Origin of the sequence: Erythrobacter sp. SD-21, from assembly GCF_000181515.1 — a bacterium.
Classification (GTDB): Bacteria; Pseudomonadota; Alphaproteobacteria; order Sphingomonadales; family Sphingomonadaceae; genus Qipengyuania.
Genome location: NZ_ABCG01000001.1, coordinates 626,076 through 647,252 on the forward strand (window position 1 = coordinate 626,076; position 21,177 = coordinate 647,252).

Here is a 21,177-nt window from a genome sequence, read left to right on the forward strand (position 1 = left end):
GCAGGGCCACGGGAGTCAGTCAATTCACGGGATTTCATAGCGCTTACTCGCTTTCCTGGTCCTGAATGGTGGGTTCATCCGGAATCACGTCGGATGGATCGATATCGGGTTCGGCCTCTTCGCCGGTGATCGAGCGACGCAGCCTCGTGCCGTCGTCGTCGAGGAGGCCCAGTTCGCGGGGATCGCGGACGGAGGCCGGGTCGTACATCGCCTTGAGGCTGGTGATCAGCTGGTAGAACTGCGCCTTGATGTTGATGCGGAACTGCAGCGGGAGATTGGCGATCTGGCGCGTGATGAAATTGGTCTCAGCCCCCTCACCCTGACGAACGCCGTCGAAGCGCACCTGGGTGACGATCTCGCCGGTCAGCGGCCCGTTCATGATCACGCGCATCTGCGAGTAGTCGAGACTGCGCAAGGCATCAAACGCGAAATTGGCGATGGCCGAGAGATCCTCGTAGGTCAGTTCGCCGACATAGGAGATATTACCGCCCGGAGACCGCGAGATAAGGATGCCGTCTTCGATCCGGCCATTCCCGTCCACGTCGAAGATGATCGGGATCGTACCGTCGAAAATGCCGGTCGCCGAGATGTTCTCGAGCTCCATCTGCGCGACGAACTGCGCAGCATCGAGGCCGACGATCTCGAAAATATAGGCTCGCTCCTCGCTGATGCCGAGATTGAGATCGACCTCGCGCAGGATCAGCGTTCCGCCCATGAAGGGCCAGCTGCCGCCGCTCACCGCCAGCAATTCGCCGTTCTCGAGACGGAATTCCACTTCGCCGTCCAGCACCTCGATGCCCGGATTGACCGAGGCGACGCGGATCTTCTGGTCCGGCGCCGTTGTGAGATTGAGGAGATCGGTAAACTCCACCGTTCCGCTCGCGCCCTTCACCGGGCCGAAAGCGGCGGCGAAATCGAGGTCGTCAGACGAGAACGATCCCGTGCTGGTCACCTCGCCGGTGGGCGACCAGTCGATCCGCCCTTCGCCGGTGATGACACCTTCCGCATTCGCGATCACACCCTTGGCGAGGACGCTCAGGTCCTCGGGTTGCAGGCTTTCGTCGAACTGCACGCCTTCCACGTCGAGATTGGCGTAGCCGCCACCGGTGGAGAGATCGTGACGGATGTCGACCAGCGTCACCACGCGGTCCGTCTGCGGGTTGCGCAGGGAAGCGTCGGCTTCAATGATGTTGTCGACCAGCGTTAGCGAGGCATCGCCCGCTTCGAGTGGTTTGAAACGATCGGGTTCCTGGCGGTCGATCAGGCGGAAGGCAGCGTCGCCGATGCTGAGCCTGCCCTCCTCGTAGGCCCATTGGCCCGAGGTGTTGACCAGCGTCATCGGAACGGCGGCAAGCGCAATCTCCGCATCCTCGAAGTCGCCCGCGATAGTATCGCCCACTTGCGCCGTAAGATCGGAGATAAGGAAGCGGCTCGCCGTTGCCGCAGGGCCGAGGGCAATATCGAGGTCCTGCGCGCGAACCGTTCCCGGGTAGGCGAAGCCGACCGGTCCGCTGGCGATCCGGATCGGGGTCTCGCCCAGCGATCCGGCGAGATCCAGCCCGGGCGTTCCGGCGGCGAACTGCACCCCACCCGAACCATAACGCAGCATGGGTTTGCCCGGCGGCGGGCAGAGGGTGAGGCCAGGTCCGGCGATGCTGAGATCGGCATAGGCGAGCCGGCGAAAGGCAATCCGCGTGCATTCGCGCCAGAGCACAAGGTCGCCCCCTTCCGCCCAGCGGCCGCTGACCGGGACGGAAAGCTGGTCGACGGCGCCGCCCGGCAGCGGACCGCTGGCCTCGATCCGACCGGAAAATCCCAGCGCTCCTGCATCGCCCTGCGCAATCGTAAGTCCGGGGATGGCGAGTTGCGAACCACCGGCCTCGTAGGGTGCCATGCTCAGGCGGAAGACGGCATCCCCTTCGCCCACACGTTCCATGCGGCCGCTGATTCGCGGAATACCCGGTCCGCCCGTCGCCACGTTGCCGGCCAGCCTTACCGGCTCGTCACCGCGCTCGGTCACTTCGAAGCGTGAAAGCGAGAGGATGCGTGCCCCGCTCCCCCCGGTCATCTGCGCCTGCGGTACGGTCAGCGAATAGCCCTGGGGACTACTACGATAGAGAACATCGGCATCCAGCGCGCTGCCGCGGGTCTCGTTCTGCAGGGCCGCACCGATTCGCCGCGCGATCGGTTCCAGCAGTGTCCCGTCGCCTGCATTTGCGAGGGTTTCGATGGACCCCATCAGGCTACGCCCGAGGCGCAGCCCGTTTCCTTCGACATTGCTTTCAATTTCGACGCGTTCGAAATCGTCCCGCGAGCGAAGGGTCCCTTCTGCGGTGAGCAGGGCGGCGAGCGCCTGCGGCGTTTCCACACCGCGCATGGCGACGGTGTAGCGCGAGGTCAGAGACGATCCCGCCAACTGCGCGCGCAGCGTTCCGGCAAGCGATTCCGCGCTATTTCCGGCATAGCGGGCTCGGTTACCCGATATGCGTGCCGCAAAGCGGGGATCGGCGAGTTCGGCGCTCGCAGTGAGATCGAGGTCGGCAACGACATCCTCGACAGACAGTTCCATCTCAGCGCAATCGAAGGTTTCCATCCGCAACGGGCCAGAAAAGCTCGGTTCCCCACCCGAAGTGGTAATGTCCCCGAAAAGCGTGACACCCGCCATCGTGCAGGCCTCGCTGGCGAACTCCGGTGCGGTCGCCGCGAGGACGCCGGCAAACCCGTCCGCGACATTGCCCTGCCCGGCGACCTTCAGCCCGACCGGACCGTAATCGGTTTCGATGAGGCCGCGACCGTCGCGGATTGCAAGGTCGATATCGGGCAGGCCTGAAGGCTCGCCCGAATCGTCGAAGAGCAGGCTGTCGAGCGATCCGAAACTCAGTTCGCCATCGATATAGCGCCCGTAGAGCCGCGGCTCGACCAGCGTTATCGCCCCCACCTGCGGCAAGCCGAAGCGATGCTTCAGGCGCACGATAACGCGCTCTGCCGTAAAATCCGGGGCTTCGGGATCCCCGATGACGAGGTTCGAAATTATCTGCGTGCGACCGCCGACACGCTCGACGGAATAGGTCGCCGGGAGGTCATAGGCTTCGAGCTGGTCCGCAATGAAATCGTCGGCAATGCTTATGCGATTGGTCCAGGCGAAGATCGCCATCACCAGCAGGCCAAGCAGCAGGAGCACCGGCACACCCCAGCGCTTCTTGCGCCAGCGGGGCCGCTCACTCACATTTTGACCTTCTGACCCGTCCATCGAATCCCGCACTTGCGCGCATCGCACCATAAAGGCAATGCAAGGCATTGAAACGCCTAGGGGAGAGAAAAGGTGCCGGGGGCGGACAAAAATGCATCCAGCCATGCCGGAGCCGGCCATCGCGAGCGGCTGCGCCAGCGCCTCCTGACGGGCGGAGCTGAGGCCTTGGCCGATTACGAACTGCTGGAATTTCTCCTTTTTTCCGCGATCCGTCAGGGCGACACCAAGCCTTTGGCAAAGCGGCTGATCGCGCAGTTCGGCTCATTCTCCAGCGTAATGAACGCGCCCCCCGGAGCGCTTGCTCAGGTCAAGGGCATGGGTGAAGCGAGCGCAGCGGCACTTCACGCCGTATCGCTTTCCGCCCGGCGCATGGCCCGCGGCTCGATCCAGCAGCAACCGGTGCTGGGCAGTTGGCAGGCTCTGCTCGACTATCTTGCCATCGACATGGGCGAATTGAAGCACGAACGCGTGCGCGTCCTCTATCTCGACACGCGCAACCGCCTGATCGACGATCACCTTGCCGCCGAAGGCTCGATCGACGAAGCGGCCATCCATCCGCGTGAAGTCATCCGGCGGGCCTTCGACGTGGGCGCGAGCGCGCTGATTCTCGTCCACAACCATCCGAGCGGCGATCCCGAACCAAGCCGCGCCGATATCCAGATCACGGCCCGCATCGCCGAAGCAGGCCGCCTTCTCAACATCACCGTCCACGACCATGTGATCGTGGGACGTGGCAGCCATGTATCGCTGCGCGCGAAGGGACTGATCTAGCCGCGCGTCACTTCTTCGGCGCGACCCCGTGCATGGCGTAGCGTTTGGCGATATCGGGCGACATCCTGAGCGCAGTGGCGATGTCCTCGTGCCCGTCCTTGTCGCCCTTTTCGAGCCGGATGATACCGCGCAGATAAAGCGAGGCGGACAGCCCCGGAACCAGTTCCAGCGCGCTGTCGAGGTCCTTGAGGGCGGCGTCGTAGTCGCCCATCCGGTAGCTCACCATGGCCCGGCTATCGAGCATCGGCGCGCTGTTGGTCGCCCGTTCGATCGCCTTGGTGCAGGTGCTCATCGCCGCGTCGACACCGACGTTGAAGAGGCCGCGGAACCAGCAATCGGCGTTTAGAACCGAGGCGTTCAGGGGCTTGTTGGCCACCTCGTCGCCAAGCAGTTCCAAGGCAACATCGGTCTTGCCCGCAAGGCCGGCAACCGTGGCATAGGTGCTGGCATAGCTCCCGCTGTCCTCGTCTGTCACCGGAACGGTTTCGAGCAGCGCAAGCGCTTCGTCGCGCTGGCCCTCGTAAGCGAGGAGTTCGGCGAGGAAGAAGGCGTTGCCGCTGTTGGGGTCGAGGTCATAGGCCCGCTTGGCATCGGCAATGGCCGCATCCGACCGGCCGAGCGAATTCAGCACCGAAGCGCGCCAGGTCAGCACGTTGGCAGACGTTTCCTTTTCCACCAGCAGGTCGAGATCCTTCAGCGCCCCTTCCCAGTCATAGATCTGGGTAAGGAAATTGGCGCGCTGCGCATGGGCGGAGAAGTCGTCTTCCGCCGCGAACTCGACAGCGGCATCATAGGCCTTGAGCAGCGATTTCGTGCGCGCCGCCACTTCCGCCGGCTCGCGTTCCCAGCGCCAGGTCACATCTTCGGGCGCAATAAGTTCGGCGTCGATAGCGTTGATCTGGCGAACCGCGCGCTTGTTGGCGCTGATATCCTCGGGCGCGACCTCGCCGAGCGTCTGGATTACATCGACCGCCGAAAAGATGCGGTTGCCCTCTGAAAAGTTCTTCGCAACGACCCGCGTGTTGGCAAATGTCTCGTCGACAGTGTCGGGACCGGTCTGCGTGAAGGCGCTGGCGTCGCCTGGAAGAATGACCTCGGCCTCGATCCGGTTGCGGTTCGGACCCGGCGTCAGCACCGGGATCGCGCGCCATTCCGAGCGAGCGCGGTCGGGGTTGAACACGAAGTTCTGCCCGTCCTCCGGCTTCATTCGGAGGCGGCCATCGCTCCATTGGAAGTCACTCGGCATGACCCCCGTGATGTGAATGACGCCTTTGGCTTCGTCTTCGTCATACGTCACCTCGACCGTTTTCACGGCCGCGCCGGCGCCAGCCGATCCGGCAAAGTTGCTGGCGATCTGCCGAAGACTGTCCTTGTCCTGTTCATCCGCCATGGCGCGCAAACTTGCCCCGCGCGGCCCGTAGAAAGACATGGTCATCTCGAAGAGCGACGGCAGGTCGATGCCGGCCGAATAGTCGGTGGTGATCGACATCACCATGTCGGGCCATTGCGGTTCGCGCTGTGTCATCGGCACGAGATCGGCCCCCTCCACAGTCACCGGGAGCGCATGGAAGAAAGCGGGTACAGCGGCGATATTGGTGAGGCGCGTCGCGGTGTTGGTGCCGTCAAGCCAGTAGTCCGTGCCATCGATGGTCGCGCGCACGATAATGTGGTCGAAATTGCCTGGGACCGGAAGCAGTTCGGGAACCGCGTCCCCTCCCTGCGTCGATACGAGGACGGGCACCGCATCGATGCCCATGCGCGTCAGCAGCGAATAGAGCAGCACCGTTTTCGCCTTGCAGTCGCCATAGCGCTTTTCCCAGGTCTCGCTGGCCGACTGCGGCATGTAGTTGCCGCCGTCGAGGCCGTTGAGGAGATAGCTGACCTCATCCTGCACGAGGCGAACGGCCATCGCCGCGCGGGTCAGCGGGTCGGCGGTCGCCTGCATGATCTTGTCCGCTTCGGCAGCCACGGCGCTATCGTCGGCTACCTTTGCAGCCTCGATGTAATGGGGCGCGAAAACGCGGGAGAGTTCCTGCCAATCGGCGAAGGTGCCGACGCGCAGGACGGGACCGCGGGTGAAACGCGAAGGCGCATCGCCGGGCATTTCCGCCAGCTTGTCGATGGGCAGCGTGACGTCGATGGTGCGGTAACCCTTCGAACTGGTCGGCGCTCCCACCCCGGCCTTGTCTTCGGCGCGCCAGTACACATCCGCGCTTTCCGGCCAGCTGACCCGAGCGCGCGAGAAGCCGACCTTCCACGGATCGGAATAGAGATATTGCGAGACCTGCATCTCTTCGCCCAGCGCCTGGTCGTCGGTGGTGGTGGAATGGGTCACACGCAGGATATCGCCGACCTTCAGGCCCGGCACGGCCAGAGTCGCGGTCAGTTCGCCGTCGAGCAGGCGCTGCTCGAGACCCTGTTCGCGGCGAATAACCTCGAACTGCGAACCGGCGGCGATCAGGTCGATCGTCTCGTCGCCTCGCAGGATCTCGACCCGGTGGACCATCAGGTCGCCCTTGTCGGGCAGCCACGCCAGCGAAACCGTACCCTGCTGCATCAGCATGTCGGGGTTGTCGATCCGGAAAGCGGTGTCTTCGTAGCTGGTGACGACGCCGCCTTCGAGCCGGTGCTGCCAGTCGTAGATCAGGGTCGAGGGGCCATCGGCGACATCGACCGAAGCGAGCTCGGCGGGGACGATCCAGTCCGGCGCGTCCGTGTACACGACCTCCTCGCCTGCCCACGCGGGGGAAGAAAAGACGAGCGCAATACTTGCACCGGTGAAGAGGAAGCTGCGGGCGCGGCGAGTAATCGATTTGTCGTTCATGGCGCACATTCTATCGCAACTCCAAGCGAGTGCAATGGACCTGCGACGAATGGGTAAAGGTCGTATCAACCATGGACAGCCCTGCATAAAGCCGTGCCGCCCTTGCCAGCACGCGCCTGCCTCTCTAGCGGGGCGCGGCATATCCCAGCCATTCACGGAGTCGACCGATGGTCCCCCGCTACGCCCGCCCCGCCATGACCGCCATCTGGGAGCCGGAGGCGAGATACCGCATCTGGTTCGAGATCGAAGCGCACGCGACCGAGAAGCTGGGCGAGCTGGGCGTGGTCCCCAAGAGCGCAGCCAAGGCGCTGTGGGACTGGTGGGCGACCGAGCCGAAGATCGACGTTGAAGCCATTGACGCCATTGAGGCGGTGACGAAGCATGACGTCATCGCCTTCCTGACCTGGGTGGCCGAGAATGTCGGCGAAGAAGCGCGTTTCATGCATCAGGGCATGACCAGCTCCGACGTGCTCGACACCACGCTGGCGGTGCAACTGGCGCGCTCGACCGACTTGCTGCTCGAAGATCTCGACCAGCTGCTCGCCGCGATCAAGCGCCGCGCCGAGGAACACAAGTACACGCCGACGATCGGCCGCAGCCACGGCATCCATGCCGAGCCGGTAACCTTCGGCTTGAAACTGGCGCAGGCCTATGCCGAGTTCGACCGCTGCAAGACGCGCCTGCTGGCCGCGCGCGAGGAAATAGCGACCTGCGCGATCTCTGGCGCCGTCGGCACCTTCGCCAATATCGATCCGAGCGTCGAGGAATATGTGGCCGAAAAGATGGGCCTGAAGCCCGAACCGGTTTCGACCCAGGTCATCCCGCGCGATCGCCATGCGATGTACTTCGCAACTCTGGCCGTCGTCGCCGGATCTATCGAACGTCTATCGGTCGAAGTCCGCCATCTCCAGCGCACCGAAGTGCTGGAAGCGGAAGAATTCTTCTCAAAGGGCCAGAAGGGTTCGTCGGCCATGCCGCACAAGCGCAACCCGATCCTGACCGAGAACCTCACGGGGCAAGCGCGCATGATCCGCGCCTATGCCCTGCCCGCACTAGAAAACGTGGCGCTGTGGCACGAGCGCGATATCTCGCACTCCTCGGTCGAACGCTTCATCGGTCCGGACGCGACCATCACGCTCGACTTCGCTCTCGCCCGCCTCACCGGCGTGATCGACAAGCTTCTGGTTTATCCGGAGCGCATGCAGGCAAACATGGACCGGATGGGCGGGCTCATACATTCGCAGCGCGTGCTGCTCGCCCTTACCCAGAACGGTGTGAGCCGCGAGGATGCCTATCGCCTCGTCCAGCGCAACGCGATGAAGGTGTGGGAATCGGACGGCAGGCTGATGCTGCTCGACCTGCTCAAGCAGGACGAGGAAGTGACCGCGGCGCTGACCGAAGAAGAGCTCGAGGAGCGCTTCGATCTCGACTACCACTTCAAGCAGGTCGATACGATCTTCGACCGCGTGTTCGGCTGATCAAATGATGCACCGGCTGGACGCGGCGGTTTCCCGCGCCTAGCATCGCCGTCAAACAGGAGTGGGGAGCTGTAAGACGATGCAAATCGTGAGAACGATCCTTTGGGTTTTGTTGCTGGTCGGCATACTCGCCTTTTCCTTCGGCAACTGGGACCGGCAGATCGACGTCCGCATATGGCCGGGTATCGTCTGGGATACGCGCGTGCCGGCGCTGGTGATCGTGTCGTTCCTCCTCGGCCTGCTGCCGATGTGGCTGTATCACCGCGGCGTTCGCTGGCGTCAGTCGCGGCGCATTTCCGCGCTCGAGATGGCAACGCAGAAGATGGCCGCGCCCAAGCTCGAGGATAGCGCGCCCACGCGCCCTGAACCCGTGCGCAAGGACCCGCCTGCGGAGCCCGCCAACCCTGTCGATCCGGAGCCGACGACCAAGCCATGAGCAATCCGATCTACCTTGCCCTCGACGTGCCGCGCCTGCGGGATGCCGTCGCACTGGCCGAAAAGGTCAAGGCGCATGTCGGCGGGGTCAAGCTCGGCCTGGAATTCTTCAACGCGCACGGAGCGCACGGCGTGCACATGCTCGCGCAGATCGGCCTGCCGATCTTCCTCGATCTCAAGTTGCACGATATCCCCAACACCGTTGCCGGGGCGATGCAGGCGATCCATGTGCTCGAACCGGCCATCGTGACAATCCATGCCTGCGGCGGCATCGCGATGATGGAAGACGCCAAGGCCGCCGCAGGCGAAAACACCAAGGTCGTCGGCGTGACCATGCTGACAAGCCTCGACGAGCAGGACCTCTCGCGCATGGGCTTTCCCGGGACGCCACACGATTACGTGATGCGCCTGACGGAAGCGGCGCACACGGCGGGCCTCGACGGGGTCGTCTGCTCTGGTCAGGAGATCAAGTCGGTTCACGACCAGTGGAAGGACGGCTATTTCGTCGTCCCCGGTCTGCGCCCCGAAGGCAGCGAGATCGGCGACCAGAAACGCGTCGTCACGCCGCGCCAGGCGCGCGACGACGGGGCCAGCGTGCTCGTCATCGGCCGCCCGATCAGCCGCGCCGAGGACCCCGAAGCCGCCGCGCGCGCGATCGAGGCGACGCTGTAGGCTACCTTGAACGCGGCCATCAAGATCTGCGGCATTTCCACCGTCGAGGCGCTCGATGCCGCGATGGCGGCGCGCGCCGATTTCGTTGGCTTCGTGTTCTTTCCCACTTCCCCGCGCCATGTCGATGGCCATGCGGCCAGCGCGCTGGCCATGCGGGCGGGCGACAGGCTCGGGCGGGTCGGCCTCTTCGTCGATGCCGACGACGCGCTGATCGTCCAAAGCGTACAGTCCGGGCGGCTCGATGCCATCCAGCTGCATGGGGAAGAAACCCCGGAACGAGTCGCGCAAGTTCGGGAGCGTTTTGGGCTGCCCGTGTGGAAAGCCGTCTCCGTGGCTACTGCCGAGGATGTCGCCTCCGCCGACAAATACCGCGGCGCGGCCGATCTCGTCCTTTTCGATGCGAAGACACCGAAGGACGCCGCCTTGCCGGGGGGCATGGGGCTGAGTTTCGACTGGCAGCTTCTGGAAGGCTGGAAGGGGCGCCCCGGATGGGGCCTTGCCGGAGGACTGAAGGTCGACAATGTCGCATATGCGATCGCCCGGACTGGCGCGCCGCTGGTCGACACCTCATCCGGCGTGGAATCCGGCCCCGGCGAAAAACACCCCCAACTCATCCAAGCTTTCTGCGACGCCGCCCGAAAGGCTTGACGCAATGCACAATCCTGCTATTCGCGCGCCTCGCTAATTGGCCCCGCACCCCGGTGAAGCGGTGGCCGCGCCCGGACCTCTCGGTCCAGGTGGTGCGATGCCGGGTTGGATGGCCGCCAATGGGGTGGCTCAGCAAATCGAAGGAAAGACTTATGTCGAAGCGCAAGAGCGCCAAGTACAAACTCGACCGCCGGATGGGCGAAAACATCTGGGGTCGTCCGAATTCCCCGGTCAACAAGCGTTCGTATGGCCCCGGCCAGCACGGTCAGCGCCGCAAGAGCAAGATGTCCGACTTCGGCCTGCAACTGCGCGCCAAGCAGAAGCTCAAGGGCTACTACGGCGACGTGACCGAGAAGCAGTTCAAGCGCACCTACAAGGAAGCGTCGGCCATGAAGGGCGACACCGGTCAGAACCTGATCGGCCTGCTCGAACAGCGCCTCGACATGGTCGTGTACCGCGCCAAGTTCGCTCCGACCATTTTCGCTGCCCGCCAGTTGGTGAGCCACGGCCACATCTTCCTCAACGGTGTGAAGACCAACATCGCTTCGGCCCGCGTACGCGTCGGCGACGTTGTCAGCCTCGGCAGCAAGGCAAAGGAAATGGCGCTGGTCATCGAAGCCCAGAGCCTGCCCGAGCGTGAAATTCCCGATTACGTCGCTCCCGACGGCAACGACAAGGTGACCTACAACCGCGTGCCGAAGCTCGACGAAGTGCCCTACCCGGTCACGATGGAACCTAACCTCGTCGTCGAGTTCTACTCGCGCTAAGAGGTCCGGCAACGGAACAGCAAAGGGCGGTCCCTCGGGGCCGCCCTTTTCGTTTGGCAGCGCCAAAAAAAGAAGTTTTTCGCTCAGTTCGCCGCATTTTCAAGGGTTTGGCGGAAACCGCAGAGCCCCAATCGCGTTTCGATGATACTATGACACAATATCGTTTCGTGACCCGCGCACGCGCCGGGAAATGGTACGCAACCCTTGCAGAAGCGCAGCGACAGGCGAATCGGATCGGTGCCGGCTTCACCGATGCGCTGGGTCACTTCATTGCCTATCGCGGGACTGTGCTGGAGATGCGGGACAACTCCGCAGGTTGATCGCCTAGCGGCGGTGAGCGCGCCTGAGGGCGAAAAAGATCATGGCGCAAATCAGGCCCGTGATCAGGCCGCCCCAAAACCAGTATGGCAAGAACAACGCCTCGGCGATGTGTTGCGTGTCCGACGCTTGCGCCCGTCCCTCCATGTATCCACCGCGGCTGAACAGATAGCCGAAATCCCGATAGATCGAGATGCAGCCCTGCACGCCCAAGAACTGGACGGCGAAACGGCGGTGCTGCTCGCGGCCGTAAAAGGCGAGCGCGAGGCAGATCGCGCCCATCCCCGGAAGGATCACCCAGCCCGTGGTCGACCGCACCCAGACAAGCGTCGAGCCGATCAGCGCAGCACCGAGCAAGATGAGCGCGGACTTGGTGGCGCGGTGGGTTCGCGAGGCGAGGATGAGCGCGCTGCCGGCGGCTGTCGGTCCCAGAAGGCCTGCCGCGGCGATGGATGCCTGCGCAAGCCGTGAGGGCTCTTGTGTAGCGAGGTGCAGCGCATAGCCGGAGCCATCGGGAAAAATGACGAGCCGCTCGAATTCATGCCCGAAGCCTATCGCGGCCAAGCCGTGGCCCATCTCGTGGAACCATGTGGCAAGGATGCTGAAAGGATAGAGCAAGTAGCCGCCATAAGGCGAATGCCAGAGGATGATCGAAATCACGCCCAGCAAAACCAGCAGGGTGATCTCCTGCTTTCCCGCCGTGCTGGAATAGGACGGAGGGCGATAGGTCACGGCGCGATCTCCTGCCCGTCCCATGCGAAACAGCGCCCGCTCTGCTCCGGCCCCAGCGAGGTCAGCACTTCGAGCAGGCGTTCGGAGGAATAGTCGGGCGTGAAGAGCTTGCCCTCCGGCACGTTGCGCTGGAAGGGTTCGCTAAGAGGCGTGTCCACCGTGCCGGGATGGAGCGTCACGCAGAACGCCTCGGGTCGCTTGCGCGCCAGTTCGACCGAGAAGGTACGGATCAGCTGGTTCAGCGCTGCCTTGCTCGCGCGGTAGGAATACCACCCGCCGAGCCGGTTGTCGGAAATGCTACCCACGCGCGCCGAAAATGCGGCAAAGGCGGCGCGGGTTTTTTCGGGCAGCAGTGGGAGGAAATGCTTGGCGACGATGGCCGGACCGGCCGCGTTGATGGCGAAATTACGTGCCAGTTCGTCGGCGTCCAAGTGCCGCCAGTCCTTCTCCGGCCCTTCCCCATCCTCGTGCAAGTAGCCGGTCGCGACGAGGACGAGATCGAGCGGTCCCTTCGCCTTCAACGCCTCGGCTGCCTCGGCAATCGTGGCCTCGTCGGTGAGGTCGATATGCGCCTTACCGGCATAGCTGCGCGCAAGACGGAAAACCTTGGTCCCCGCCCGTTCGAGCTGGTCCGCCAGCGCGCCGCCGATCCCGCCCGAGGCGCCGATCACCGCTGCGCGGGCCCACTCCATCAGTCGCGCGATCCGTGATAGTCTCGCCGGAAATCGGCCGCAAACGCCGCGAAGCACCCTTCTGTGATGGCATCGCGCATGGCCTGCATCAGCAGCTGGTAGAAGGCGATGTTGTGCTCGGTCATCAGCATGGCGCCGAGAATCTCCTGCGACTTCACGAGATGATGGAGATAGGCGCGGCTGTAGGTCCCGCAAGTGTCGCACTTGCACCGTTCGTCGAGCGGTGCCTGGTCCTCTGCAAAGCGCGCGTTGCGCAGGTTGAGCGGGCCGTTCCAGGTGAAGGCCTGCCCGTTGCGGCCCGAGCGGCTCGGCAACACGCAATCGAACATATCGACGCCGCGCTCCACCGCGCCGACCAGATCGTCGGGCTTGCCCACGCCCATCAAGTAGCGCGGGCGATCCTCTGGCAGCTGGGCGGGTGCAAAATCGAGCGTGGCGAACATCGCCTCCTGCCCCTCACCCACCGCGAGACCGCCGATGGCGTAGCCGTCGAAGCCGATCTCGGTCAGCTTTTCGGCGCTGATCTTGCGCAGATCCTCGTCAAGCGCGCCTTGCTGGATGCCGAACAGCGCCGAGCGTTCGGCATGCTCCCCACCCGCATCGAAACCATCGCGGCTGCGCCTGGCCCAGCGCATCGACATTTCCATGCTCGCGGCGATCTCGTCGCGCGGACGGTCTGCGCGCGGGCATTCGTCGAAAGCCATCACGATATCGCTGCCGAGCAGGCGCTGGATTTCCATGCTGCGCTCCGGGGTGAGCATATGCTTCGAGCCGTCGATATGGCTGCGGAATTCAACTCCCTTTTCGGTGAGCTTGCGCAGGTCCGAAAGGCTCATCACCTGGTAACCGCCGCTGTCGGTCAGGATTGGGCGCTTCCAGTTCATGAACTGGTGCAGCCCGCCCAGCTTGGCCACCCGCTCCGCGCCGGGGCGCAGCATGAGATGGTAGGTGTTGCCGAGGATGATGTCGGCGCCGGTCTTGCGCACGGTTTCGGGCTTCATCGCCTTGACGGTGGCGGCCGTGCCGACGGGCATGAAGGCCGGCGTGCGAATATCGCCGCGCAGCATGCGGATGGTACCGGTACGCGCCTTGCCGTCGCGGGCATGGATATCGAATGCGAAACGGGTGCTCATGGGACCTAGAAACCGTAGATGATGGTGAAGCGCGTCAGCGTATCGGTCGACACCGCGCCTTCGGGGGGATTGCTGTCGTAATCGACGGCATAAGAAAGGCGCGAACGCAGCTTTTCCGAGATGCGGAAATCGAGGCCGCTGACGAAATTGATCGAGGTGTTGCTGCCATCGACCAGCACCTGAACTTCGCCCCCGCCCTCTGCCAAAGCGTTGGCATCCTGCGTGAAGGTCAGGCCCTTGACGATTTCCCAGTCGAAATCGGCTCCGAACAGGCCGGCGATGCGGCTGGCGCTGGTGCCATCGGTATAGTCGGTGACGCGCCAGGCAGGGCCCGCCTTAACCGACAGTTTCAGCCCCTCGCGGTCGAAAACCTTGTAGCCCAGACCGCCGCTGGCGGCGTAGCGGCGCGTGATGCCTTGCAGCCGGTCGCGTTCGATCTGGGCGAGGCCGTAGACGAACAAATCCTCGCTGAACTGCCAGCGCGGTTCGTAAGCGGCGAGGAGCTGTTCGCGCTTGGCCTGGCCTTCCTGTCGTTGGTAATCGACACGACCCAAGAGGCGGTGGCTCCAGCGCAGGCCTTCGCGCTTGGCCTTGACCGACGCAGCAATGCCGAGACTGTCGGTGTTGCCGGTCGACTGAAACGCGCCGATCTCTCCCTCGCCCGTCCACAGTTCGAGCATGCCGGCGGTGCGGACCTCTTCTTCCTTCGCGGCCTTGGCCTGGGCGAGTTTCACGGCCTGAGCGGCTTTCCATTCCGCCTCGATAGCGTCGAGCGCTTCAGACTCTTCTGGATTGGTTGTGCGTGCGAGTTCGAGCACCGTCTCGACCTTTTTCGCATCGCCGGTGGCAATGGCCGCATCGATCATCGCGCGCACGCCTTCGGGCAGCTCGGCCGCGGCCGGGGAGGCGGTGGCAAGGAGAGCGGCGGCAAGCAGGGAACGGCGAAGGATGGACATGGCGCGCCTGCTAGCGTGTGGAGGGCAATATCGCCACCCCGCAAAGCGAAGGGGCGGACTTCTCGCGAAGCCCGCCCCCGTTTGCCTTCGGATGCTCGATCAGAATTTGAAACCGACACCCGCGGTGGCGCGGATGGTGTCGAAGCTGACGGTGTCGAGATTGACGCGAACCAGCGAGCCGCCGAGCGGGAAATCCGCACCGAGGCCGAGGATGTAGTCGCCGTCGCTGTCGTCGACGCCATCGAAGAAGGTCTCGTCCTCGATGTCAAAGATCTCCGAAAGGTCGAAATCGACCTGCTGGTAGCCGCCGCGTGCGTAGAGCTTGGCTCCGCCCGGAAGGCGCGTGCCGAGACGGCCGGCAATACCGTATTCGTTGTCGATCGAACCGAAACCGAAGGTGTAATTGACTTCGGCACCGACAAAGGCACCCGGGCCGAGCGGCATGTCGTAACCGGCGAAGACACCGGCAATGGTGCTGCCGCTGTTGAGGTCGATGTCGAAATCGTCCTCGATATCGCCGACATCGAGATCGTGGACCCCGGCTTGGACGCCGACGAAGCCTTCACCTGGAAGGACGTCCTGCGCCTGTGCGGCGGTGGGAAGAGCGAAGGCTGCGCCAGCACTTGCGGCGGCGAGCAGGTAGGATTTTGCTTTCATTGTTACCCTCAATTCGTGTCCGACCCGTGTGCGGACGGAGGGCTGTCTGCAACGGTCCGGCTTGCCCGATTCTGAACAGTCCGGTTGCGCGAAAGTCAGAGTCGTTAAATTCCGTTCAGGGGCGCAATCTCCACCCCGTGCGGAAGATATAGGCGATCACGGCGACGCAGGCGGCGAGGAAGGCCAGCGTAATGCCAAAGCTGATCCAGATGTTCACGTCGCTGCTGCCGTAAAAGGTCCAGCGCAGGCCGCTGACGAGGTAGACGATGGGGTTGGCTAGAGCGATCGTGTCCCAGGGCTCGGGCAGCATGTCGATGGAATAGAAAGTGCCACCGAGGAAGGTCAGAGGAGTGAGGAAGAGCATCGGAATGATCCCCAGTTTCTCGAAATTGTCTGCCCAGATGCCGAGGATGAAACCGAACAGGCTGAAGGCCGCGGCCACGAGCATGATGTAGACCACTGCCAGCAACGGATGCGCGATGGAATAGTCCACGAACAGCCTTGCGGTCAGCAGGATGATCGCGGCGAGGATCAGGCTCTTGGTCATGGCCGCCCCGACGAAACCGATCAGCGTTTCCGCCACGCCGACAGGCGCGCTCAGCAGTTCATAAATCGTGCCGGTGAAGCGCGGCATGTAGATACCGAAGCTGGAATTGCTGGTCGTCTCGCCGAGCAGGGTGAGCATCAAGAGGCCGGGGATGATGAAAGCGCCGTAATCCACTCCGCCGAGGTCGGGCATGCGGCCCCCGATGGCAGCGCCGAAGACGATGAAATAGAGCGAGGTGGTCAGCACGGGCGCCAGCACCGACTGGAAGGCCGTGCGCAGGAAGCGCATCAGTTCGCGCGTGTAGATGGACCAGGTTGACCGCCAGCCGATCATGCCGCCTGCTCCTCTCCGAGCAGCGAGACGAAAATGTCTTCGAGGCTGCTCTCGCGAATGTCGATGCCGGTGTAGTCGATCCCGCTGGCGATCAGCGCCTTGGTGACATTGGCCACCTCTTCCTTACCGCGCCCGGTGCCATCGCCGCCGCGATAGCAGAGCGATGTGCCGCCCTCCTCGATCTCGATCGGATAGCCTGCCAGCTCGGGCGGCAGTTCGTCCAGCGGCTGGGCAAGCGCGATATGCGCCTCTGTCCGGCCGAGCCGAGCCATCATGGCATCCTTTTCGTCGACCATGATGATCTGCCCTTTGCGGATGATGCCGACACGGTCGGCCATTCCCTCCGCCTCCTCGATGTAGTGGGTGGTGAGGATGACCGTCACGCCGCGGTCGCGCATCTGGTCGATGATCGCCCACATGCCCTTGCGCAGTTCCACATCGACACCCGCGGTAGGCTCGTCGAGGAAGAGAATATCCGGTTCGTGCGCCAGCGCCTTGGCGATCAGCACGCGGCGTTTCATTCCGCCCGAAAGCGCCATGATCCGGGTGTCGCGCTTCTCCCAGAGACTAAGCGATCGGAGGATTTCCTCGATCCGCGCCGGGTCAGGGGCGAGCCCGAACAGGCCGCGCGAATAGGCGACCGCCCGCTGGACCGGCTCGAACATGTCGGTGGAGAGTTCCTGCGGCACCAACCCAATGCGCGCGCGCGCCTTGCGCCAGTCGCGGGCCAGATCGTGGCCGAAGGCCCGGATCGTGCCGCCTGTCGGCCTGACCAAACCGCAGACCGCCCCGATAAGCGTCGTCTTGCCCGCGCCATTCGGCCCCAGCAGCGCGAAAATCTCACCCTTGCGGATCGTCAGGTCGACATTGTCGAGCGCCTTGAGCCCGCCGGGATAGACCTTGGAAAGGCCGTCAAGCTCGAGGATCGGTCCGTTCATGAACCCGGCCTAAGGCAGGAGCAGTGAGGAGTCACCATAGGAATAGAAGCGGTATTCGGTGGCGATCGCATGAGCATAGGCGGCCTGCATACGCTCGCGGCCCATCAGCGCGCCGACCAGCATGAACAGCGTCGACTTGGGCAGGTGGAAATTGGTCATCAGCCCGTCGATGGCGCGGAAGGAATAACCCGGCGTGATGAAGATGTCGGTATCGCCCGCAAAGGGTCGGATCACCTTGTCCTCGCCAGTCGCGCTTTCGAGCAGGCGCAGGCTGGTGGTGCCCACGGCAATGACGCGGTTACCGCCTGCGCGCACAGCGTTGAGGCGGTCCGCCGTGTCCTGTTCGATGCGGCCCCACTCGGCGTGCATCTGATGGTCCTCGGTGTCGTCCGCCTTGACCGGCAGGAAAGTGCCCGCCCCGACATGGAGCGTGAGCGTCTCGGTCCCGATCCCGCGCTCGGCCAGCGCCCCCATGAGGCGGTCGGTAAAATGCAGGGCTGCGGTCGGGGCGGCGACAGCACCGTCCTCTTTGGCGAACATCGTCTGGTAGTCTTCGCGGTCCTGCGCATCGGTAGCGCGCTTGCCCGCGATATAGGGCGGAAGCGGCATGGTGCCGGCGCGTTCGAGCAGCACTTCGACCGGCTCCTCGCCCTCGAAGAACAGGATGAAGCTGCCGTCGGCCAGCCGTTCTTCCGCCAGCGCCGTCACGCCGCCGCCGAAGGTCGCGATTTCGCCCACGCGCAGGCGCTTGGCATTGCGGATGAAGGCCTGCCAGCGGCGCAGGTCCACGCGCTTGTGCAGCGTCGCCCCGATCTTCGCCTCGCCCCGGCGGCCCTCCAGTTGCGCGGGGATGACGCGCGTGTCGTTGAAGACCAGCACATCGCCCGGATCGAGCATGGCGGGAAGGTCGAGCACGGTGCGGTCGGCAAAGGGCTCTGCCCCGCGCACGACGAGCATGCGCGCAGCGTCGCGCGGCCGCGCGGGCCGCAAGGCTATGCGTTCGTTGGGAAGCTCGAAATCGAAGAGGTCAACTTTCATAAGTTGATCCGATCATCCTGAGCATGTCGAAGAGCGCGCATGGCAGCGCCCCTAGACGCTCCTCAGGCTCTAGAGAACCGGAATTCAGTTCGACGCGTTCAGATCATCCAGCGTGACTTCTTCTTCCATCAGCGCAGGCGCTGCGGCGGGCATCGGAGCCGGGATCGGCTTGTTATCCGAAGCAAGCGAAGCCTGCAGGATGCGGGTTGGATTCGCGGGCGGTTCACCGCGATTGATCGCATCGATTGCGCCCATGTTCGAAATCACGCGGCCGAAATTGGTGTAGTTCCGGTCGAGATTGAAGCGCGGGTAGAAGACGATGAAGAACTGGCTGTTCGCGCTGTCTTCGCTGGCCGCGCGGGCCATCGAAAGCGTGCCGCGCACATGCGGCATCGGATTGAACTCTTCCTCGAGGTCGGAAAGCTGGCTGCCCCCCTGGCCCGTGCCCGTCGGATCGCCGGTCTGCGCCATGAACCCTTCGATCACGCGGTGGAAGATGATCCCGTCGTAGAATCCCTGTCGCGTCAGCGTCTTGATGCGTTCGACATGGTTGGGCGCCCAAGCGGGCATCAGGCGGATGCCGACCCGCTGACCGTTGGACAGGTCTAGGAACAGGATGTTCTCGCGGTCTTCCTCGAGACTGTAATTGACCGGCACATAGCGGAAGGTGGAAGCCGGTGCGGCCTTGGCCTCCTGCGCATGGGCAGCGATCGGTGCAATCGCCGTCAGAGCGGCGGCAGCAAGGGCAAGCGAAGACTTGAGCATCATAATTCCGTCGAATTGTCCTGTATGAACCACGCCCTAGCGGCGAGGCGCTGTCGGTTCAATGAATGGATTGGCCCATCGGGTCAGTAATCCCCGAGGCGGCCCTTTTCCTCCACCCTTGCGATCACATCCTCGCAAACGTCCTTGCTGACGAAGGGCGAGATATCGCCGCCGAAGAGAGCGATTTCCTTCACCAGCCGCGAAGCGATCGGCTGGAGCGAAACGTCGGCCATCAGGAACACCGTCTCGATATCGTCGTCGAGCTGCTGGTTCATCCCGGCCATCTGGTACTCGTATTCGAAATCGGCCACCGCGCGCAGGCCGCGAATGAGAACGCTCGCGCCCATTTTCTGGGCAAACTTCACCAGCAGGGCGTTGAAGCCGACGACTTCGACATTCTTCAGCCCCATGGCCGCGATCTCGCGCTCGACCATGGCGAAACGCTCCTCGGTCGAGAACATGGGGTTCTTGGACGGGTTCGTCGTGACCCCGATGATGAGCCGGTCGACGAGCTTGCTGCCGCGCCGGATGATATCCGCATGGCCCAGCGTGATGGGGTCGAAGGTCCCCGGATAAATGCCGTTACGTTCAGCCATCAATGATCCCTCTTCGCCACGAAATGCGCCAGTTCCACCAGAACGCGCGCGTCCTCGCCATAGCTGGCGAGGTGCTGCCCGGCTTGATCGATCAGCATTTCGGCCTGTGCGCGGGCGGCGTCGCGGCCCATGAGGGTCACGAAGGTCTGCTTGCCTTGGCCCTCGTCCTTGCGCAGCGCCTTTCCGGCCTTGGTCTCGTCGCCTTCCACGTCGAGCAGATCGTCGGCGATCTGGAAGGCAAGCCCAATGTCGCGTGCATAGGCGCGCAGGTGCGTGCGCCCTTCGGGCGGAAGCTTGCCGAGGACAGCGCCCATCTCGACGCTGGCGGCAAGCAGGGCACCGGTCTTCAGCTGCTGCAGGCGCGTGACCTGCCGAATATCGTATTCCTCTTCGTCCGAGACGATATCCATCATCTGGCCCCCTGCCATGCCTTCATGACCACTCGCCTTGGCCAGCGTCGCCACTAGTTCGGCGCGCACGAAGGGATCGTTGCTGATGCCGGGCATGGTGAGAATGTCGAACGCAAGCGCGTGGAGACAATCGCCCGCCAGCACGGCTGTCGCCTCGTCATAGACCTTGTGCAGCGTCGGCTTGCCGTGGCGCAAATCGTCGTCATCCATGCAGGGCAGATCGTCATGGATCAGCGAATAGGCGTGGATCGCCTCGACCGCGCAACCAGCCGCAACGGCCGCATCGCGGTCGACACCGAAGAGCTTTGCAGTGGCGCACACCAGCAGCGGTCGCACGCGCTTGCCGCCGCCGATGGCCGCATAGCGCATGGCTTCGACCAGCCGGCCGCGCGTGTCCTGCGGAACGGGGAGATAAGCGTCGAAAGCAGCATCGACATCCTGCTGGACCTGGTCGAAAGCGTCGGACAGCAAGTCGGGCATCCGTGTCATGACGTTCACGCTCAGCCTTCCGCGTCGAAGGGTACGGTGCCCGAAGGCTTGCCTTCGCCATCGGTGACGATCTTGTCGATCCGGGCCTGTGCCGCGTCGAGCCGCGCCTGGCACGCCTTGCGCAAGTCCTCGCCGCGTTCGTAGAGCGCGATGCTCTCGTCCAGCGGCACATCGCCGCTTTCCAGTCGGCGCACGGTGATCTCCAGCGCACGCAGAGCCTCTTCGAAACTCATCTCGCCGATCGGTTTGTCTTGACCCTCTGCCATGGCGAGGGAGCATTGACGGGGCGCAGCCGCGCGGTCAAGAAGATGCAAAACACGGGGAGCGGTTATGACGTGGATTATCGCTTTTATCGCGGCTGCGCTGGCTTTTGGCGCGCTCGATGCGCTGTGGCTTGGCTGGGCCGGCCCGAATTTCTACCGTCCGAAGCTGGGCGACCTGCTTGCCGACATCTTCCGGATGGTCCCCGCACTGGTCTTCTACGCGGCCTATGTCGCGGCCATCGTGTGGTTCGCGGTGCGGCCCGGCCTTGCCGGCGGCCTCGGGTCCGCCGCGCTCAACGGCGCGTTGCTCGGCGCGATCTGCTACGCGACCTACGACCTCACCAACCAAGCTACGTTGAAACACTGGTCGACCACGGTCACGATTGCCGACATCTGCTGGGGCGCCTTCGCCACCTCGGTCGCGGCGACCATCGCCACCTTTGCCGCCAGCAAGCTCGCCTGAGG

Annotated in this window: 22 protein-coding genes; 8 read left to right on the forward strand and 14 right to left on the reverse strand. The window is 63.8% G+C overall.

What is annotated here, in order from left to right; genetic code table 11:
* Positions 1-43: 43 nt before the first annotated feature.
* On the reverse strand, positions 44-3,226 hold the full coding sequence (locus tag ED21_RS03085) for a YdbH domain-containing protein (RefSeq protein ID WP_198005796.1): 3,183 nt from the start codon (positions 3,224-3,226) through the stop codon (positions 44-46).
* Positions 3,227-3,322: 96 nt separating this feature from the next.
* Between ED21_RS03085 and radC the strand changes: the two genes are divergently transcribed.
* Positions 3,323-4,021, forward strand: a complete 699-nt coding sequence (radC, locus tag ED21_RS03090; protein ID WP_006832369.1) for a DNA repair protein RadC — start codon at positions 3,323-3,325, stop codon at positions 4,019-4,021.
* 7 nt (positions 4,022-4,028) lie between these two features.
* Here the strand turns inward: radC and ED21_RS03095 are convergent, their stop codons facing one another.
* The gene (locus ED21_RS03095) at positions 4,029-6,845 is read right to left on the reverse strand and encodes a DUF3857 domain-containing protein (protein WP_034921029.1); all 2,817 of its coding nucleotides are present in this window, start codon (positions 6,843-6,845) and stop codon (positions 4,029-4,031) included.
* A 167-nt stretch (positions 6,846-7,012) separates the two neighbouring features.
* Here ED21_RS03095 and purB point away from each other — a divergent pair, with 167 nt between their 5' ends.
* The 6 genes from purB to ED21_RS15585 all read left to right on the forward strand — a co-directional run bounded on the left by purB (position 7,013) and on the right by ED21_RS15585 (position 11,165).
* Complete coding sequence (gene purB / locus ED21_RS03100) at positions 7,013-8,323, forward strand: adenylosuccinate lyase (protein ID WP_006832371.1); 1,311 nt, start codon at positions 7,013-7,015, stop codon at positions 8,321-8,323.
* An 88-nt stretch (positions 8,324-8,411) separates the two neighbouring features.
* Entirely contained in the window at positions 8,412-8,759 is a 348-nt protein-coding gene (locus ED21_RS03105; protein ID WP_198005797.1) for a DUF1049 domain-containing protein, read from the forward strand.
* Positions 8,756-9,430, forward strand: coding sequence for an orotidine-5'-phosphate decarboxylase (gene pyrF, locus ED21_RS03110; RefSeq protein WP_006832373.1), 675 nt, complete (start codon positions 8,756-8,758; stop codon positions 9,428-9,430). The genes ED21_RS03105 and pyrF overlap by 4 nt, the downstream gene beginning before the upstream one ends.
* A 6-nt stretch (positions 9,431-9,436) precedes the next feature.
* Positions 9,437-10,078 carry a phosphoribosylanthranilate isomerase gene (locus ED21_RS03115; RefSeq protein ID WP_006832374.1) on the forward strand — a complete coding sequence of 214 codons (642 nt, stop codon included), beginning with the start codon at positions 9,437-9,439 and terminating at the stop codon, positions 10,076-10,078.
* 152 nt (positions 10,079-10,230) lie between these two features.
* On the forward strand, positions 10,231-10,845 hold the full coding sequence (rpsD, locus tag ED21_RS03120; protein ID WP_006832375.1) for a 30S ribosomal protein S4: 615 nt from the start codon (positions 10,231-10,233) through the stop codon (positions 10,843-10,845).
* 149 nt (positions 10,846-10,994) lie between these two features.
* Positions 10,995-11,165 (forward strand): hypothetical protein, encoded by a 171-nt coding sequence (locus ED21_RS15585; protein WP_198005798.1) that lies wholly within the window; start codon positions 10,995-10,997, stop codon positions 11,163-11,165.
* 4 nt (positions 11,166-11,169) lie between these two features.
* On the opposite strand, the gene ED21_RS03130 is transcribed toward ED21_RS15585, so the two are convergent.
* The 12 genes from ED21_RS03130 to ED21_RS03185 form a co-directional block, all read right to left on the reverse strand.
* A complete protein-coding gene (locus tag ED21_RS03130) occupies positions 11,170-11,895 on the reverse strand; it encodes a M50 family metallopeptidase (protein ID WP_006832377.1) in 726 nt (241 codons plus the stop codon).
* Positions 11,892-12,587, reverse strand: coding sequence for an SDR family NAD(P)-dependent oxidoreductase (locus tag ED21_RS03135; RefSeq protein WP_006832378.1), 696 nt, complete (start codon positions 12,585-12,587; stop codon positions 11,892-11,894). Before ED21_RS03135 ends, ED21_RS03130 begins: the two co-directional genes overlap by 4 nt.
* Positions 12,587-13,720, reverse strand: coding sequence for a tRNA guanosine(34) transglycosylase Tgt (gene tgt / locus ED21_RS03140; RefSeq protein ID WP_006832379.1), 1,134 nt, complete (start codon positions 13,718-13,720; stop codon positions 12,587-12,589). The genes ED21_RS03135 and tgt overlap by 1 nt, the downstream gene beginning before the upstream one ends.
* A gap of 5 nt (positions 13,721-13,725) precedes the next feature.
* Positions 13,726-14,676, reverse strand: a complete 951-nt coding sequence (locus tag ED21_RS03145) for a YdiY family protein (protein ID WP_006832380.1) — start codon at positions 14,674-14,676, stop codon at positions 13,726-13,728.
* A 99-nt stretch (positions 14,677-14,775) separates the two neighbouring features.
* Complete coding sequence (locus ED21_RS03150; RefSeq protein ID WP_006832381.1) at positions 14,776-15,333, reverse strand: outer membrane protein; 558 nt, start codon at positions 15,331-15,333, stop codon at positions 14,776-14,778.
* A 115-nt stretch (positions 15,334-15,448) separates the two neighbouring features.
* Positions 15,449-16,213 (reverse strand): ABC transporter permease, encoded by a 765-nt coding sequence (locus ED21_RS03155; RefSeq protein ID WP_006832382.1) that lies wholly within the window; start codon positions 16,211-16,213, stop codon positions 15,449-15,451.
* On the reverse strand, positions 16,210-17,151 hold the full coding sequence (locus ED21_RS03160; protein WP_006832383.1) for an ABC transporter ATP-binding protein: 942 nt from the start codon (positions 17,149-17,151) through the stop codon (positions 16,210-16,212). The genes ED21_RS03155 and ED21_RS03160 overlap by 4 nt, the downstream gene beginning before the upstream one ends.
* Before the next feature lie 9 nt (positions 17,152-17,160).
* Positions 17,161-18,189 (reverse strand): tRNA preQ1(34) S-adenosylmethionine ribosyltransferase-isomerase QueA, encoded by a 1,029-nt coding sequence (gene queA / locus ED21_RS03165; protein ID WP_006832384.1) that lies wholly within the window; start codon positions 18,187-18,189, stop codon positions 17,161-17,163.
* An 84-nt stretch (positions 18,190-18,273) separates the two neighbouring features.
* Positions 18,274-18,954, reverse strand: a complete 681-nt coding sequence (locus ED21_RS03170; RefSeq protein ID WP_034921299.1) for a peptidylprolyl isomerase — start codon at positions 18,952-18,954, stop codon at positions 18,274-18,276.
* Between the two features lie 83 nt (positions 18,955-19,037).
* A complete protein-coding gene (gene coaD, locus ED21_RS03175; protein WP_006832386.1) occupies positions 19,038-19,550 on the reverse strand; it encodes a pantetheine-phosphate adenylyltransferase in 513 nt (170 codons plus the stop codon).
* Complete coding sequence (locus ED21_RS03180) at positions 19,550-20,449, reverse strand: polyprenyl synthetase family protein (RefSeq protein WP_156787264.1); 900 nt, start codon at positions 20,447-20,449, stop codon at positions 19,550-19,552. The genes coaD and ED21_RS03180 overlap by 1 nt, the downstream gene beginning before the upstream one ends.
* Positions 20,450-20,460: 11 nt before the next feature.
* Entirely contained in the window at positions 20,461-20,715 is a 255-nt protein-coding gene (locus ED21_RS03185) for an exodeoxyribonuclease VII small subunit (protein WP_006832388.1), read from the reverse strand.
* Positions 20,716-20,779: 64 nt separating this feature from the next.
* Here ED21_RS03185 and ED21_RS03190 point away from each other — a divergent pair, with 64 nt between their 5' ends.
* Positions 20,780-21,175 (forward strand): DUF2177 family protein, encoded by a 396-nt coding sequence (locus ED21_RS03190; RefSeq protein ID WP_006832389.1) that lies wholly within the window; start codon positions 20,780-20,782, stop codon positions 21,173-21,175.
* Positions 21,176-21,177 lie beyond the last annotated feature (2 nt).

Bases quoted from the DNA above. Each gene is read 5' to 3' on its own strand.
- ED21_RS03190 (WP_006832389.1), top strand. From the start codon at position 20,780: ATGACGTGGATTATCGCTTTTATCGCGGCTGCGCTGGCTTTTGGCGCG.
- queA (WP_006832384.1), bottom strand. From the start codon at position 18,189: ATGAAAGTTGACCTCTTCGATTTCGAGCTTCCCAACGAACGCATAGCC.
- ED21_RS03095 (WP_034921029.1), bottom strand. From the start codon at position 6,845: ATGAACGACAAATCGATTACTCGCCGCGCCCGCAGCTTCCTCTTCACC.
- ED21_RS03135 (WP_006832378.1), bottom strand. From the start codon at position 12,587: ATGGAGTGGGCCCGCGCAGCGGTGATCGGCGCCTCGGGCGGGATCGGC.
- ED21_RS15585 (WP_198005798.1), top strand. From the start codon at position 10,995: ATGACACAATATCGTTTCGTGACCCGCGCACGCGCCGGGAAATGGTAC.
- ED21_RS03160 (WP_006832383.1), bottom strand. From the start codon at position 17,151: ATGAACGGACCGATCCTCGAGCTTGACGGCCTTTCCAAGGTCTATCCC.
- ED21_RS03145 (WP_006832380.1), bottom strand. From the start codon at position 14,676: ATGTCCATCCTTCGCCGTTCCCTGCTTGCCGCCGCTCTCCTTGCCACC.
- ED21_RS03150 (WP_006832381.1), bottom strand. From the start codon at position 15,333: ATGAAAGCAAAATCCTACCTGCTCGCCGCCGCAAGTGCTGGCGCAGCC.
- rpsD (WP_006832375.1), top strand. From the start codon at position 10,231: ATGTCGAAGCGCAAGAGCGCCAAGTACAAACTCGACCGCCGGATGGGC.
- coaD (WP_006832386.1), bottom strand. From the start codon at position 19,550: ATGGCTGAACGTAACGGCATTTATCCGGGGACCTTCGACCCCATCACG.
- ED21_RS03155 (WP_006832382.1), bottom strand. From the start codon at position 16,213: ATGATCGGCTGGCGGTCAACCTGGTCCATCTACACGCGCGAACTGATG.
- ED21_RS03185 (WP_006832388.1), bottom strand. From the start codon at position 20,715: ATGGCAGAGGGTCAAGACAAACCGATCGGCGAGATGAGTTTCGAAGAG.
- tgt (WP_006832379.1), bottom strand. From the start codon at position 13,720: ATGAGCACCCGTTTCGCATTCGATATCCATGCCCGCGACGGCAAGGCG.
- pyrF (WP_006832373.1), top strand. From the start codon at position 8,756: ATGAGCAATCCGATCTACCTTGCCCTCGACGTGCCGCGCCTGCGGGAT.
- purB (WP_006832371.1), top strand. From the start codon at position 7,013: ATGGTCCCCCGCTACGCCCGCCCCGCCATGACCGCCATCTGGGAGCCG.
- ED21_RS03170 (WP_034921299.1), bottom strand. From the start codon at position 18,954: ATGCTCAAGTCTTCGCTTGCCCTTGCTGCCGCCGCTCTGACGGCGATT.
- ED21_RS03180 (WP_156787264.1), bottom strand. From the start codon at position 20,449: ATGACACGGATGCCCGACTTGCTGTCCGACGCTTTCGACCAGGTCCAG.